The 15,701-nt window shown below is 53.2% G+C and carries 12 protein-coding genes; 2 read left to right on the top strand and 10 right to left on the bottom strand.

The window, feature by feature from the left end; all coding sequences use genetic code 11:
* Positions 1–86: 86 nt before the first annotated feature.
* From AC07W4_RS12540 to cysK, 10 genes are all read right to left on the bottom strand, one after another.
* Positions 87–4,262, bottom strand: coding sequence for a glycosyltransferase (locus tag AC07W4_RS12540; RefSeq protein ID WP_495032622.1), 4,176 nt, complete (start codon positions 4,260–4,262; stop codon positions 87–89).
* The gene (locus tag AC07W4_RS12535) at positions 4,255–5,583 is read right to left on the bottom strand and encodes an ABC transporter ATP-binding protein (RefSeq protein WP_495032657.1); all 1,329 of its coding nucleotides are present in this window, start codon (positions 5,581–5,583) and stop codon (positions 4,255–4,257) included. Before AC07W4_RS12535 ends, AC07W4_RS12540 begins: the two co-directional genes overlap by 8 nt.
* A 52-nt stretch (positions 5,584–5,635) precedes the next feature.
* Positions 5,636–6,457: an ABC transporter permease gene (locus AC07W4_RS12530; RefSeq protein WP_008049161.1), complete on the bottom strand. Its 822-nt coding sequence runs from the start codon at positions 6,455–6,457 to the stop codon at positions 5,636–5,638.
* Positions 6,457–7,002 (bottom strand): dTDP-4-dehydrorhamnose 3,5-epimerase, encoded by a 546-nt coding sequence (rfbC, locus tag AC07W4_RS12525; RefSeq protein ID WP_495032621.1) that lies wholly within the window; start codon positions 7,000–7,002, stop codon positions 6,457–6,459. The genes AC07W4_RS12530 and rfbC overlap by 1 nt, the downstream gene beginning before the upstream one ends.
* Positions 7,002–7,886, bottom strand: coding sequence for a glucose-1-phosphate thymidylyltransferase RfbA (rfbA, locus tag AC07W4_RS12520; protein ID WP_495032620.1), 885 nt, complete (start codon positions 7,884–7,886; stop codon positions 7,002–7,004). Before rfbA ends, rfbC begins: the two co-directional genes overlap by 1 nt.
* Before the next feature lie 2 nt (positions 7,887–7,888).
* On the bottom strand, positions 7,889–8,785 hold the full coding sequence (gene rfbD, locus AC07W4_RS12515; RefSeq protein WP_008049167.1) for a dTDP-4-dehydrorhamnose reductase: 897 nt from the start codon (positions 8,783–8,785) through the stop codon (positions 7,889–7,891).
* A complete protein-coding gene (rfbB, locus tag AC07W4_RS12510) occupies positions 8,782–9,852 on the bottom strand; it encodes a dTDP-glucose 4,6-dehydratase (protein WP_495032619.1) in 1,071 nt (356 codons plus the stop codon). Before rfbB ends, rfbD begins: the two co-directional genes overlap by 4 nt.
* Before the next feature lie 4 nt (positions 9,853–9,856).
* The gene (locus AC07W4_RS12505; RefSeq protein WP_495032618.1) at positions 9,857–10,840 is read right to left on the bottom strand and encodes a glycosyltransferase family 2 protein; all 984 of its coding nucleotides are present in this window, start codon (positions 10,838–10,840) and stop codon (positions 9,857–9,859) included.
* Between the two features lie 484 nt (positions 10,841–11,324).
* Entirely contained in the window at positions 11,325–12,263 is a 939-nt protein-coding gene (locus tag AC07W4_RS12500) for an aspartyl/asparaginyl beta-hydroxylase domain-containing protein (protein WP_495032617.1), read from the bottom strand.
* Positions 12,264–12,527: 264 nt separating this feature from the next.
* On the bottom strand, positions 12,528–13,502 hold the full coding sequence (cysK, locus tag AC07W4_RS12495) for a cysteine synthase A (RefSeq protein WP_495032616.1): 975 nt from the start codon (positions 13,500–13,502) through the stop codon (positions 12,528–12,530).
* A gap of 130 nt (positions 13,503–13,632) precedes the next feature.
* On the opposite strand from cysK, the gene AC07W4_RS12490 reads away from it, so the two are divergent.
* Positions 13,633–14,709, top strand: coding sequence for a DUF748 domain-containing protein (locus tag AC07W4_RS12490; RefSeq protein WP_495032615.1), 1,077 nt, complete (start codon positions 13,633–13,635; stop codon positions 14,707–14,709).
* A gap of 146 nt (positions 14,710–14,855) precedes the next feature.
* Positions 14,856–15,701, top strand: coding sequence for an AAA family ATPase (locus AC07W4_RS12485; protein WP_007911294.1), 846 nt, complete (start codon positions 14,856–14,858; stop codon positions 15,699–15,701).

The raw sequence follows: 15,701 nt of genomic DNA, 5'->3' as shown, positions 1-15,701 counted from the left end.
CTATAGTGCTCACCACAGGCTTCAATATTTGAGCTGTTAAGCTCTAACAACTCAAACATCGACCAATAGGCGTACTAAGACCTACTTTATGCCAAGTTTTTCTCAGCAAACGAGTACGAACTCAGTGGCAGCTGAGAGCGGGTTGTGCTGAAGCCGATATCATCAAGAATATTGCTTAGTGATACCCACGCTGCTTCTACTCCCCATTCCTGCAGTGCGAAGCGTTGCCCCGATTCACTCAACTCATTCCAAAGCGATTCATTTTCATAAACCCGAACAATTGCTTCGGCGAAAGCTTCAGCATCGTCGGCCACAAGAATATTTTTATCGGCCGTCAGCAACATTCCCTCAGCCGCCAACGATGTAGCTACAACTGGCAAACCGTGAGCCATTGATGTACCGATTTTGCCCTTGATGCCAGCACCGTAGCGCAGAGGTGCGACGGACACCCGCATCTTGTCCAGCAGTGGTGGCAAATCTTCAACAAAACCGGTGATGACTACGTCTTCACTTTCGAGCGCCAAAATTTCTGCCGGCGGCTTACTGCCAACCGCGTAGAAACGCACACCTGGCAATCGCTCTCGCAAATACGGCATGACCTCGGCAACAAAATACTGAACGGCATCGACGTTCGGAGTGTGCTGGTAACCGCCAACAAACAGGATGTCTCGTCGAGACTTGTAGCCTACCTCAGTACCTGTGACGTCCATGATCAAAGGGAACAGATGAATTTTTTCATTCGGCAGTTGAGGGCGCAATAATTCAAGTTCATTTGTGCTGACCACAATTGCAGCATCCGCTCCCTTGATCGCCGAGAACTCCACTTCCTTCATGTCTTTCGCTGCACTGGCCTTTGCCGGATCATCAAGCAACTTGGCCTCGCGCTCCATTCTCAGGAAATGCAGGTCTACCGTATGATACAAGACCTTGGCACGGGGGCAGTGCTTGCGAACCAGTTCCAGATTTCGTTCAACTACTTTAGGGCGCAACAGGTAAACAAGATCATAACGATCCTTGGCTTCCAGCAAATGCTCTTCAACAGTCTTAACATAAGGCCTGTAAAGCACTTCGATGCCTACTCGTTGCAGAGCTTCAGTGTAGCCCGGCATATACAGGAAGTTATCTTCCGGAATAAACGTTACCTGGAAGCCCATTTCACGCAGCAGCAAGAACGTATTGAAAGCCAATACCGAACCAGCATCTTCATTGGGTGTTGGGGTGCAGTGATCCAGAATCAAAACCCGTCGAGTGGCCATACGATCCTTTGCAAGATCAAGGTTTTGCCCGTTCTTTTGATAGGTCTGCAGACGTTCCTTCCAGCGAGCGAACATTTTTTGCATGTTCACGACCTGATAGGACTTGGCTCCCTGGGTTTCATCCCGCCCCGAAGTCACACCCTCATAATGCACTACGACTGAAAGCGGTTGATAGATAACGCGATAACCCCGATCTCTGATCTTCAGAGCCAGATCGGCATCCTCACAATAGGCTGGCAAATAATGTTCATCAAAACCACCCAACTCTTCGAACAGAGCTTTCGGGACTAGAATCGAAGCCCCTGAGCAGTAATCAACTTCACGTGCATAATTATAGACAGGCAAGTCCGGGTTCTGGTTTCTACCAAAATTCCACGCACTGCCATCTTGCCAGATTATCCCGCCAGCTTCTTGCAGAGTACCATCTGGATAAATAAGCTTCGAACCCGCAAGTCCGGTGCCTGGGAACTCTTGGAAAGTCCTGAGCAGCTCATCGAGCCAGCGAGGCAACACCTTTGTATCGTTGTTCAGGAAACACAGATACTTTCCTTTCGCTGCAAGTGCACCATTATTGCAAGAACGAATGAAACCCTGATTGACTTCGTTGCAAACCAGGCGGATTCCGTTCACTGCCTTAAGTAGCTCAACGGAGTTATCCGGCGAGCAATCGTCGACAACGATGACTTCAAAAGGAATTCCAGTCGTATTTTCAGCCACGGAAGCCAGACAGCGCAGCGTGTAATCACACTTCCCGTAGATAGGTACAATGATAGAAACGAGCGGCTGCGACGAGGTCTCGATGCTTATTTCGCCAAACGTACTCTCTGCACATTCGGCGAAATCTTCATTCAATGTCGAAGGATCGACCGAGAACTGTTTGTATTCAACCTGAACATCTGCCGCCGAAACTACGGACGGAAATTTATTAATCAATAAATTTCTATGTGACGCCTTGGTTTTTGGGCTAAACGGCAATTTCTGATATACACGCTTAGCGTTCCTGAGCAAAAACTTGATGTAACGCTTGGTCTGTTTGATCGGTGAAAACACCCAACGGCTAATTTCGCGGAGTGGCATAGTCAAACGCCAAGAACTGCTACCTTCCAATTCTGCAATTCGCTCCCGAGCTTCTTTTAGCTCTTCGGTCAACCTGAGTGCCCACTGTCCGCGACGAACGACCTCTTCCTTTTGAGCTTCGTGGTCGACCAGTTTCATATTCAGATCAAGCAGTCTCTTATCGTAATCGGCTACGCTCTGTTCGAGGTACGCAATTTTTTCAGCACTCGCAGAAACCTGGTTATTCAGGCTGGCGACTTGGGCATCATGCACAGAGCGAGCCTCATTTGAAGTAGAAAGATGCTCAGTTTGTTCAGCCAACGCTTGAATGAGATTTACAGTGTGCTCTTCATGCTCAAGCAATAGTTTTTCGAGCGCCTTGAGCTTCAATTGCTCCTCAATCAGAGCTTCACTCGACTCAGACAGATTCTTGTCTCTTGCGGTATCCAGACTAGCAATTTGCCGATCTTGCTGGAGCAGTAACTCATCAAGTTCCGCCAGTTTTTCCTGCGCATCGCTCAATGCCTGATTGAGCGCCGTCAGCCTGATATCACGCTCGACCAGATTCTGATCAAGACTCGCAACCTGGTTTTCCTTCTCGAGCAACAGGTGGTCAAGGACCCTTAGTCGTTCCTGCTCTTCACCTCTGACTGCACTCAGGTCGAACAGATTTTTATCCCGAGTGATAAGACTTTCTTCAAGGCTGGCAACTTGCAGATCACGCTTGAGTAGCGCCTCATTGAACTCGGCAATCTTGCTATCGCGTTGCTTCAGCATCTCGCTCTGATCCGACAGTTCGGCTTCCCGGCTTTCGACGAGCTGATTCAGTTGAATAACTTTCGCATCTCGCTCCAGCACCAAAGCCTCGATCGTCCGAATCTGCGCCTCTCGCTCACTCAACAGCTGGTCGCGCTCGCCAATGGATTGGCTAAGGTGGTGTATTTGATTTTCAGAAGCCAGTACCGATTCTTTCAGTATTTCAATATGTTTTTCGCGCTCAGCGACTATCCTACCTAGTCCCTCGACATTCCGTTCCTTTTCGCCGAGGATCTGGCCGAAGTCCCCAATCTGGATTGCCTGCTGGGTAATCGTGGCTGAGTACCTTGACGCAGTACTACTCGAAATTTTAGCAACGAGGTTCAATAACTCGGCCTGATCGGAGATCAGTTCAACTGAGTAAATCTCGGCGCTAGGAACCTGTATACGATCCAACTCCTCCCACGAGTGAACATCCAGGCACAGGAGCGTTGCCGTTTCGACACCGTTCGTACTGATATTTCTCGACTTGCTTAGACCGACATAAATGTACTTTTCGCTTATGCAGATACCTCGCGCATATCCTCCCAGCGCCTTGGAGCGGAGCAATTCACCTGCCGGAGAGTATTCACAAAGCCCTTGCTCTTCAGAATTAGCGATCAGAAGGTTCTCACCAAACGCAGTGAGACTGTGGGGTTGTGAAAGCCCAGCGATCAAATGCTTCCCGGTATTCAAATCTTGTACATAGCCCGAGTTCCGGGTATGGCCTTTGTAGCCTCGATGTTCGGCGAATTTTCCGAACGCAGAAAATACAACAGCACCACCCCATACAGCGAGACAGTTTATATGCAGCGAATCATTCTCACCTGGAAAGACCCAGCGCTGCTCTTCTACACCATCAAGGTTCAACTTGACAATTTCATTCCCTGTCGTGGCAACGATATAAATATGATTGTCGACGATAAGCGCGTCGTGAATATCATGAAACTTTACAGTCGACTCGGTTACCTCACGTGTCTGCTCACCGTGAATCAACAACGTGGCAGGTTGCAGCCCTCTTACAAAGTGATTGGAGGAACGCCCCAAGCCCGTTGCACTAGTGCCATCCAGCTTATGAACTTTATTTTCATTGACTAAAAACAAACCGCCTTCATTAGGACTGGAAACCAGAAGCCCCGAGAAAAAGTTACTCATTTATCAAAATCCTAGGAGAAAAGCCAAAGTCAATGATTTCCGTCACTATGTCCTGCTTGATCGGCAGCACGCGAAATGCCACCGCATCGATCAACCGATGCAATACCGTTTCATCCTGCCCCAGCGCACCAAATGTTCCGGCATTAAAGAAGTACACTCCCGAACTCAAGATACAATCAAACTCAAATTCCACGTCAATTACTGTGCCGGCGCGGACATAGGGAATAGTTAGATCTTGCGACGGCACCGACAAAACACCACCTAGTCGGAAACCTGACTTTGTCTTTATTACCGTACCAAACCTGACCAACGTCGCTGATTTGGAAAAATGTACCTGATAGCCATATTTGTATTTTCGACCACGCACCAGCGTATTGACCGGACGACCGTCCAGCGTCTTTATCCCTGGATTCTGAATGAGGGCACCTTGCGAGTCCGTTTCAATCATGCAATCGGACTTCAATCCAGCATCGAAATAGTCTTCAGGTTCCTTCACTGGTACAGGCACAGGCGTATCGACACTCAATACAGGAACAGTTGCTGCCAACGCGATACTGGAGCGAATATCGGCCCGATTTTCCTGTGACGCATAGAGCAACTGCTGATATTTACCGATAATCTCTTTTGGCTCGCCCACCAATAGCAACTCTCCAGCGTCCATCAGAATTGCCCTATCGCAAAGCTCCACGACAATATTGCCAGAGTGCGACACAAACAAAATGGTCGTGCCTTTCGCCTTGATACTTTCAATCCGCGAATAGCATTTACGCTGAAACAATTCATCGCCTACCGACAGTGCTTCATCAACGACAAGCACTTCAGGATCCGAGTTTATAGCCACGGCAAATGCCAACCGAACGGACATACCGCTGGAGTATGTTTTTACAGGCTGGTCGATAAACTGGCCTATATCGGCAAACGCTTCGATTTCTGCGTAACGGGCATCAATCTCTTTTTTTGTGAGGCCGAGTACAGCGGCGTTCATATAAACATTTTCACGCCCGGTGAACTCAGGATTAAAACCTGAACCAAGCTCCAGAAGCGCTGCGATCCGACCGTTGACCTTGATATCCCCACCGCTGGGATTCAATGTGCCGCAAATCATTTGTAACAGCGTTGATTTACCACTGCCATTACGGCCGACGATACCCACGGTCTCGCCCTTTCTGACCTCGAACGAAACGTCCTTCAACGCCCAGAATTCACGATAATATTTCTTGAAGCCTCGAGCTAACATTTGCAACAGTCTGTCGCTCGGCTTTTCATAAATTTGAAAGCACTTGCTCAGGTTGCTTACCCGAATTGCTACCTGATTGCCCAAAGCGGGAATCAGTGCTGTTTCATCAGGACTGACGCCGGCCTGCATTTTCTCTTCAGAGGACATCGGCAAATCCCTTTCGCGTTTTCTGGAACCAGGCAAAGCCAAGCCATGAAAAGATCAATGCGCCAGCAGAATAGCTCAGCAATACCAGGTAATTCGGCCCTTGCCCCCAAATCAACACAGCCCGTGCTTGCTCAATAATTGGCACAAGTGGATTCATCTGCATGATTTGTTGATATTCGGCAGGCAATGACGAAACGGAATAAAATATTCCCGAGAGAAACATCAGCATTGTAATCACGACACCGATGACTTGCGTAATATCACGCAAATACACTCCCAGCGAAGCCAGAGCCCAAGAGACCCCCATCGAAAACATCAATAAAGGCAACATGACAAAAGGCATAAACAACGCAGTTGAATGAGGCACGCCGAAGAACACGGAATAAAACACCAGCCACACGACAATACTAATTAAACTGTGAAACAGTGCAGCGCCCATCGACACCCAAGGAAGAACCTCTAATGGGAAAACAACTTTTTTCACATAATTCACATTCGACAGTATCAAGCTTGGAGCACGCCCGACGCACTCCGAGAACACGTTAAAAACAATCAGACCGGCAAACAACACCAGGGCATATTCCGTTTTAGATCCGTCCTCGTGTCCTCCCCATCTTGCATTGAAGACAACGCTGAATACAAAGGTATAAACCCCAAGCATTAATATCGGGTTAAACAACGACCAAAACAAACCAAGACTGGAACCCCGATAACGACCCAATATTTCTCGCTTGGTAAGCGCGGCAATCAGTGCGCGGTTTCGCCAGAAACTGGCAACCATTTCTATAGGGGAAGTCGAAAAATGTTGCATTAACCAAACACCTCAGCTTGCGCCAACAAAGCACCCTGTGCATCTTTTGCAGACAGTGCCGGGGGCTCATTGATCGGCCAATCGATCCCCAGTGCCGGGTCATCCCAACGTATGCACCGCTCATGGGATGGCGCGTAGAAGTCCGTGGTCTTGTAAAGGAATTCCGCGGTGTCCGAGAGCACGACAAATCCATGGGCGAAACCTTCGGGCACCCATAGCTGATGCTTGTTTTGCGCGGACAAATAGGCGCCGACCCACTGCCCGAATGTCGCGGAGTCACGACGAATATCAACGGCCACATCAAACACTTCGCCCTGGACGACGCGTACGAGTTTCCCTTGGGGCTGTTGTACCTGATAGTGCAGGCCGCGCAATACACCTCTGGTTGAGCAAGAGTGATTGTCCTGTACGAAATGAACGGAACGCCCCGCTACCTCTTCAAAAGCGCGCTGATTGAAACTTTCAAAGAAGAACCCGCGCGGGTCACCAAACACTTTAGGTTCGAACAGCACAACATCGGAGATGGCTAACGGGGTGGCTTTCATCAGTAAATCGTCTCCTGCAGGAGACGCTTGAGATATTGGCCATAGCCGTTTTTCGAAAGCGGAGCAGCGAGATTTTCGAGCTGTTCGGCATCGATCCACTTCTGGCGGAAGGCAATCTCCTCCGGGCAGGCGACTTTGAGACCCTGGCGATGCTCAAGTGTGGCAATGAAGTGACTGGCTTCCAGGAGTGAGTCGTGGGTGCCCGTGTCCAGCCAGGCGTAACCGCGGCCCATGATTTCCACGGACAGGTTGCCTTGCTCCAGATAAATGCGGTTAAGGTCGGTAATTTCCAGTTCGCCACGGGGCGACGGCTTGATGCTTTTGGCAATCTCGACAACTTGCTTGTCGTAGAAGTACAGACCGGTCACGGCGTAGTTCGATTTTGGCTTGAGCGGCTTCTCTTCCAGGCTGATCGCCTTGCCCTGAGCATCGAACTCCACCACCCCGTAACGTTCCGGGTCGTTGACGTGGTAGGCAAAAACACTGGCCCCGTCGACCCGTTCCATGGCGCTCTGCAACAGTTCGTTGAAATGGTGGCCGTGATAGATGTTGTCGCCCAGCACCAAGGCGGACGGATTGTTACCGATGAAGTCCTCACCGATGATGAATGCCTGCGCCAGGCCATCCGGCGACGCCTGCACCGCATAGGAAATGTTCAAGCCCCAACGAGCGCCATCCCCTAGCAGCTGCTCGAAGCGCGGGGTGTCTTGCGGCGTGGAAATGATCAGGATATCGCGGATACCGGCCAGCATCAGGGTGCTCAGCGGGTAGTAGATCATCGGTTTGTCGTATACCGGCAGCAACTGCTTGGAGATCGCCAATGTTGCAGGGTGCAGTCGAGTTCCCGAGCCGCCGGCCAGGATGATTCCTTTACGATTGAACATATTCACTTCTCTAGAATTTCTGTAAGCATCCGTGCCACACCGACCCGCCAATCAGGCAGGCTCAGCGCGAAGGCGTTTCGCAGTTTATGAGTATTGAGGCGGGAGTTGTACGGGCGTTTTGCTGGCGTTGGGTATGCTTCAGTACCAATCGCTCCGACCTGCGTCGGGGAGACCTTCAAGTCCACGCCTGCAAGCTCCGCTCGTTCGAGCACAAAGCGCGCATAGCGACACCAGGTGGTTTCACCGCAGGCCGCAAGATGGTAGAGCCCGCTCAGTTCAGGGCTTGCGACGGTGCTGCGCACAGCATGGGCAGTGACGTCGGCCAACAGCTCTGCCCCGGTCGGTGCACCGAACTGATCGTCGATGACGTTCAAGCTCTCGCGCTCACGGGCCAGGCGCAGCATGGTCCTGGCGAAGTTGTTGCCTCGCGCGGCATACACCCAACTGGTACGGAAAATCAGGTGCGTGCAGCCACTGGCCTGAATCGCCTGCTCGCCCGCGAGTTTGCTGGAGCCATAGACACTCAACGGTGCGACCGGATCACTTTCCTGCCAAGGGGTTTCACCGTCGCCGGCGAATACATAGTCCGTGGAGTAATGCACCAGCAAGGCATTCAGAGCCAACGCTTCCCGGGCCAGTACCGCCGGCGCTTCGGCATTCACCCGATGCGCCTGCTGCGATTCGCTTTCAGCCTTGTCGACAGCGGTATACGCCGCGGCATTGACAATAACGTCGGGCGCAAAGCGCTGTACGGTGGCGGCGAGCCCCCCCAGGTCATTCAGATCGCCACAGTAATCCGGGCTGCGGGAGTCCAGTGCGAGCAACTCACCCAGCGGGGCAAGACTGCGTTGCAACTCCCACCCGACCTGGCCGTTTTTACCGAGCAATAGAATTTTCATGCAGTACGTCCGGCGTAGTTTTTCTCCACCCACTGCAGATAAGCACCCGACTGGATATTGTTGACCCAATCCTGGTTATCCAGGTACCACTGGACGGTTTTACGGATACCGGTTTCGAAGGTTTCTGCCGGTTTCCAGCCCAGTTCGCGCTCAAGCTTGCGAGCGTCGATGGCATAACGGCGGTCATGCCCGGGACGATCGGTCACGTAGGTGATTTGTGCGTTGTAAGGCTGGCCGTCGGCGCGCGGACGCATTTCGTCGAGCAAGGCGCAGACCGTGTGCACGATGTCCAGGTTAGGCTTTTCGTTCCAGCCGCCCACGTTATAGACCTCACCCACGATACCGGCTTCCAGCACGCGACGAATGGCGCTGCAGTGGTCTTTAACATACAGCCAGTCGCGAATCTGCTGGCCATCACCGTAGACAGGCAATGCCTTGCCAGCCAGTGCGTTGACGATCATCAGCGGAATGAGTTTTTCCGGGAAGTGATACGGCCCGTAGTTGTTCGAGCAGTTGGTCGTCAGTACCGGCAGACCATAGGTGTGATGGTAGGCACGTACCAGATGGTCACTGGCGGCCTTGCTGGCCGAGTAAGGGCTGTTCGGCTCGTACTGGTGGCTCTCGCTGAACGCGGCTTCATCCTTGGCCAGCGAACCATAGACTTCGTCGGTAGACACATGCAGGAAGCGAAACGACTGCTGCGCATCGGATGCCAGGCCCTTCCAGTAAGCGCGCACGGCTTCCAGCAAGCGGAACGTACCAACGATGTTGGTCTCAATGAAGTCTTCAGGACCATGAATGGAGCGATCAACGTGCGACTCGGCGGCGAAGTTCAGGATCGCGCGAGGTTGATGCTCTTCCAGAAGGCGAGTCACCAGGGCGCTGTCACCGATATCACCACGCACAAATACATGCCGCTCGTTACCGGCCAGGCTGCTGAGGTTATCCAGGTTGCCTGCATAGGTCAGCTTGTCCAGATTGACCACAGTCTCATCAGACTGAGCCAGCCAGTCCAATACGAAGTTCGCGCCGATGAAACCTGCACCGCCAGTTACTAAGATAGTCATTGATTTAGATCTTTTTCAGTAAAGTTGCGAGGATCAGCCCCAGGTTTCCAGCGACCGTCTGCCGGTACAGACCGGCACGCTTGAAACCCAGAATCCTTGGTAAAAGTGGTTTGCTACGCGCCACCTTGAATTGATCAAGCTTCACCCGATGCTCTTGGCTCAATCGATGACGCATAGATTCCAAAGCATGAATATTTTGAGTATTCCATTCGTAAAAAAGCCCCCTGAACGCCATGCGCAAGCGTTTGAGGCGTGCCAACCAACTGGAGTTGGTCCCTACCACGTTTTCATTGTGCTGACGGTATAGCACCGTTGGTACAGGGTCGTAGTGCACTGCGCCACCCGCACCGGAAATCAACTGATACGCCCACCAGTCATGCGAAGGCACATTCAGATTGTCGCCTGCTTCTTGCAGCAACGCGCGTGCGACCTGGTTAAATACCATTGTGTTGCCCCCCCCGATATTTTGCACGAGCGCATTGGAAAAATGCGGCGCAAGAGCAAATTTTGGAGAGTAGCCAAAAGAAAAACCTGACTCACAAATCAGTTCGGTACGCCCACAGTAAAGGGCCGGCACACCTTCCGGGACTGACTTCAACCAGGCTATTGCCTTCTCGAGTTTTTCTTGCTTCCAGATATCGTCCTGATCAGCCCACGCATAGAAGTCTGCGTGAATGTCTGTTCGACAAGTGAGCGAAAGGAAGTTTGCGACGAAGCCTCTGCCAGGCCCCTCGATAACCTGGAGACGCCCCGTCCCCCACTGAGCCGTTGTGGCTTGAAGGATGTCCAGCGTCCGGTCCTGGGAGCCATCGTCCGAGACGTAGACAGTCCAGTCACAATGAGACTGCTGCTGAAATGACTCAAGCTGCTCGGCTAAAAACGACTCTCCATTGTAGGAACACATCAGTATTGCGACTTTTTCAGTTCGGCAATCACTCAACGTGGTACCGGCGCAAGAATGAAGAAAGCTGGATCCCAAGATACCCACAAAATCTCCTTCCGTGTACATGACAGGTGTAATGTCAATTAGTACTTCTTTATTAAAATCAACACGATAAGGATTCGAATCGTTTTCAGAGCTTGATTATTCAGGCAGCGCAAGAGGAGTCAGCACCGCACATCCGAACTCCCACACAACATCCCAAGCAACGCTGCCACCCGGCCATCAGCGGTATCTCCACTGGGCCTGAACTGCGTTCTTGAGCACGACCTTCTTGGCTTTCAGCCTGATTTAGGTGAGGTTTCGAACATCCCGCATGCAAACTCCATGTAAAAAGAACTCAAACCTTAAGGCAAAAATCAGGCCAACAAGGCCACTGAAGCTTGAGACGACATAATCCGACACAGGGTCACCACTGTGGTCTCAGGGCATTTACGGGGACGAATCGTACTACAAAGCTGTAACAAAGTTCCCACAATACCGAAAGAAAGATCGCCGTTCGGCGATCTTTTTTCCTATCCGGCGGGACAGCTCAGACAAACAGCCAATAGACAAGCAAACCAAGTGCCGCTATGGCCAGAACCGGCCGCAAAACGCGATATGCCTTGGGGTTACGACGTTTCCAATGCTTGACCACGCCACTGAATTTATCGCTGGAGTTCTTGCTCCAGGCGTAGACCTGGTTGATCCCGCCCACACGCTCGTCGTCCAGGTTCTGAGGGGCGGTGGCGCGGCCCAGCCAGGCGCTGACACTGCGATTGATGCGGGTCATGAAGCGATTGCTCAGCGGACGTTCGATATCGCAGAACAGGATGACGCGGGTCTTTTGCGTTTCATTTTTGACCCAGTGCACGTAGGTCTCGTCGAACATAACATCTTCACCATCGCGCCAGGCGTAAACCTGACCGTCGACAAAGATGCGGCAATCATCAGAATTGGGGGTGGAGAGGCCCAAGTGATAACGCAGGGAACCGCCAAACGGATCACGATGCGGGTTGAGGTGGCTGCCGCCCGGTAGCAGCGCGAACATGGCGCCTTTGACGCCGGGAATGCTGTTGACCAGTTCCACGGTTTTCGGACACAAGGCTTCGGCAGAGGGCAGCGGTTTGTCATACCACTTGAGATAGAAACGCTTCCAGCCCTTCTTGAAAAACGAACCAAAACCGGCGTCGTTGTTCTTTGCCGCCGCGCGGATATACCCCTCGTCGAACAAATGCATCGCTTCGTCGCGAATCACCTCCCAGTTGTCCTTGAGAACATCCAGCTCCGGGAACTTGCTGCGATCCAGATACGGTTTCGAAGGCACACCGGAAAACAGGTACATCAAGGCGTTATAGGGGGCGAAAAGTGCAGAATGGTTAACGAACTGGCGCAAAACCGGCAGGCGCGCCTTGCCGCGCAAATGCACATAGAGGGTGCTACCGAAAAACAGCAACAACAACGAGGCCTTCGCGGCAACCGATAAGGTCATCAACAACTCCTTTGAAGATATACGACACTGCACCACGTCCATTGCCCGACGTGGCTACCTGAATGATAAAGACTACCGCCCCGGTGAAAACCTGCACTTTTCAACATTCAATGTTAATGAATGTGCAACAAAGCACTCATTAACATAAAGTGCCTGAACCCTGGCTGATGCAAATCCATAATCAGCCGGACCCGATCAATGGATCGCAACCAGCGACAACACCTCAGCCATCTCCGCCAGCCACGCCCCGCCAATGTTCAGCGCTTACTGCTGATTCTCCTGTTCGGTAAACAGGTCACTGAACAGCATGCTCGACAGGTAACGCTCACCGGAATCCGGCAGGATCACGACGATGGTCTTGCCTTGCATTTCCGGGGTCTCGGCCAGCCGAACGGCCACTGCCATGGCGGCGCCGCAGGAAATCCCGCACAAGATCCCCTCCTCCTGCATCAAGCGCAAGGCCATGGCCTTGGACTCTTCGTCACTGACCAGCTCCACCCGATCAACGATTGACAAATCGAGGTTCTTCGGCACGAAACCGGCACCGATGCCCTGGATCTTGTGGGGGCTTGGCTTGATTTCTTCACCGGCCAGGGCCTGGGTGATCACCGGCGACACCGCTGGTTCCACCGCCACCGAGAGTATCGGTTTGCCCTGGGTATTCTTGATATACCGTGAAACCCCGGTGATGGTTCCACCGGTTCCGACGCCTGCCACCAGCACGTCGACCGCACCGTCGGTATCGTTCCAGATTTCCGGGCCGGTGGTTTTTTCGTGGATGGCCGGGTTGGCCGGGTTGTCGAATTGCGCCGGCATGAAGTACTTCGACGGGTCGCCGGCAACGATTTCAGCGGCCCTCTCGATCGCGCCCTTCATGCCCTTGGCCGGCTCGGTCAACACCAGTTCGGCGCCCAGAGCCTTGAGCACCTTGCGGCGCTCGATACTCATGGACGCCGGCATGGTCAGCATCAGTTTGTAGCCACGGGCGGCGGCCACGAAGGCCAGGCCGATGCCGGTATTGCCGGAGGTGGGTTCGACGATGGTCATGCCCGGCTTGAGTTTGCCGCTGCTCTCGGCATCCCAGATCATGTTCGCGCCGATCCGGCACTTGACCGAGTAACCCGGATTGCGTCCTTCGATCTTGGCCAGGATGGTCACACCACGCGGCGCAATGCGATTGATCTGCACCAGCGGCGTGTTGCCGATGGAGTGGGCGTTGTCAACGAAAATGCGGCTCATGGCTGGGTCCTTAACGACAGCATTGAAATAGGGCATCAAGGTAAGCCCTCTTGCCCGCAGGCGTCCAGTCAGGTCGAACGTCCGCTTATCAGTGCAGTCAATGGCTTTAGATCGCCAGAGATTTGCCGCCATGAAACGTCGATACAGTTGGCCCCTGGGGACCCTCATCGGCCTCGTCATGTTGCTGATAGCGCTCCACATCGCCTTGCCCTATCTGGTGCGCGACTACCTCAATGAGCGGCTGGCGAACATGGGTGACTACCGCGGCCAGATCACCGACGTGGACCTGGCCCTTTGGCGCGGCGCCTACAAAATCAACGGACTGAAAATCGTCAAGATCGATGGCAAGGTACCAGTACCTTTCGTCAACGCGCCGCTGGTCGACCTATCGGTCAGTTGGCGTTCGCTGTGGTACGACCATGCGGTGGTGGCCGAGGTGCAGTTCATCAATCCTGAGGTCAACTTCGTCGACGGCGGGGCCAACAAGCAAAATTCCCAGACCGGCGAAGGCACCGACTGGCGTGCTCAATTAGGCAAGTTGCTGCCAATTACCCTGAACGAAGTGCGGATCAGCGACGGCAAGATCAGTTTTCGCAACTTCAACTCCAAACCACCCGTAAACATGAATGCCACAAAAGTGGATGCCTACATCTATAACCTGACCAACGTGGTCGACACCAAAGGCAAGCGTGATGCGCGCTTCGAAGGCAAAGCCCTGCTGCTGGGGCACGCGCCACTGGAAACCACGGCCACTTTCGATCCCTTGAGCGACTTTGAAGACTTCGAGTTTCGCCTGCGCACCACGGATATCGAGCTAAGGCACTTGAACGACTTCGCCGCGGCCTACGGCAAGTTCGACTTCAATGCCGGCCATGGCGACGTGGTGATCGAAGCCTCGGCCAGCAAGGGGCGACTGACCGGCTACATCAAGCCGCTGCTACGCGATGTCGACGTGTTCAACTGGCAGCAGGATGTGGAAAACAAGGACAAAGGACTGTTCCGCTCGATTTGGGAAGCCCTCGTCGGCGGTACCGAGACCGTGTTGAAAAACCAGGGCAAAAACCAGTTTGCGACACGGGTCGAACTCAAGGGCAACGTGCATCAGAAAGATGTCAGCGCATTCCAGGCTTTTTTGCAGATTTTACGCAATGGATTCGTCCAGGCGTTCAATGCGCATTATGAGCGACCCAAGCCGGAGGCAGGCTGAGTCACCAAGTGACGCCCCATTCAGAGACTGAATAAGCCGTCTGCGTTCACAGTCGACCGGGCACCGCGTTATAGTCGGGGCTGACCATTTTATTACGCCCCCGCCCTGCCTCGTTCAGGTCGGCGTTACCGTTCGAGGATTAGCAGATGAAGTTCGAAGGCACCCAGGCCTACGTCGCCACCGATGACCTGAAGCTGGCGGTCAACGCCGCCATCACCCTGGAGCGGCCGTTGCTGGTCAAGGGCGAACCGGGCACCGGCAAGACCATGCTCGCCGAGCAACTGGCCGAATCCTTTGGCGCCAAGCTGATCACCTGGCACATCAAGTCCACCACCAAGGCTCACCAGGGCCTGTACGAGTACGACGCGGTCAGCCGCCTGCGCGACTCGCAACTGGGCAACGAAAAAGTCCACGACGTTCGTAACTACCTGAAAAAGGGCAAGCTCTGGGAAGCCTTCGAATCCGAAGAGCGGGTCATCCTGCTGATCGACGAAATCGACAAGGCCGACATCGAATTCCCCAACGACCTGCTGCAAGAACTCGACAAGATGGAGTTCTACGTTTACGAGATCGACGAGACCATCAAGGCGAAAAAGCGTCCGATCATCATCATTACCTCCAACAACGAGAAAGAGCTGCCGGACGCCTTCCTGCGCCGCTGCTTCTTCCACTACATCGCCTTCCCCGACCGCACCACCCTGCAAAAGATCGTTGACGTGCACTACCCGGACATCAAGAAAGACCTGGTCAGCGAAGCGCTGGATGTGTTCTTCGACGTGCGCAAGGTGCCGGGCCTGAAGAAGAAGCCGTCGACCTCCGAACTGGTGGACTGGCTGAAGCTGCTGATGGCCGACAACATCGGCGAAGCGGTGCTGCGCGAACGCGACCCGACCAAGGCCATCCCGCCGCTGGCCGGCGCCTTGGTGAAGAACGAACAGGACGTGCAACTGCTTGAGCGCCTGGCGTTCATGAGCCGTCGCGGCACCCGCTAA

The organism is Pseudomonas sp. GW821-FHT02A08 (assembly GCF_059422045.1).
This window is presented reverse-complemented; position numbering and strand designations above follow the sequence as displayed.

Excerpts from the sequence above, each read along its gene's own strand:
- AC07W4_RS12540 (WP_495032622.1), bottom strand. The coding sequence starts at position 4,262 with ATGAGTAACTTTTTCTCGGGGCTTCTGGTTTCCAGTCCTAATGAAGGC.
- AC07W4_RS12530 (WP_008049161.1), bottom strand. The coding sequence starts at position 6,457 with ATGCAACATTTTTCGACTTCCCCTATAGAAATGGTTGCCAGTTTCTGG.
- rfbC (WP_495032621.1), bottom strand. The coding sequence starts at position 7,002 with ATGAAAGCCACCCCGTTAGCCATCTCCGATGTTGTGCTGTTCGAACCT.
- rfbA (WP_495032620.1), bottom strand. The coding sequence starts at position 7,886 with ATGTTCAATCGTAAAGGAATCATCCTGGCCGGCGGCTCGGGAACTCGA.
- rfbD (WP_008049167.1), bottom strand. The coding sequence starts at position 8,785 with ATGAAAATTCTATTGCTCGGTAAAAACGGCCAGGTCGGGTGGGAGTTG.
- rfbB (WP_495032619.1), bottom strand. The coding sequence starts at position 9,852 with ATGACTATCTTAGTAACTGGCGGTGCAGGTTTCATCGGCGCGAACTTC.
- AC07W4_RS12500 (WP_495032617.1), bottom strand. The coding sequence starts at position 12,263 with ATGACCTTATCGGTTGCCGCGAAGGCCTCGTTGTTGTTGCTGTTTTTC.
- cysK (WP_495032616.1), bottom strand. The coding sequence starts at position 13,502 with ATGAGCCGCATTTTCGTTGACAACGCCCACTCCATCGGCAACACGCCG.
- AC07W4_RS12490 (WP_495032615.1), top strand. The coding sequence starts at position 13,633 with ATGAAACGTCGATACAGTTGGCCCCTGGGGACCCTCATCGGCCTCGTC.
- AC07W4_RS12485 (WP_007911294.1), top strand. The coding sequence starts at position 14,856 with ATGAAGTTCGAAGGCACCCAGGCCTACGTCGCCACCGATGACCTGAAG.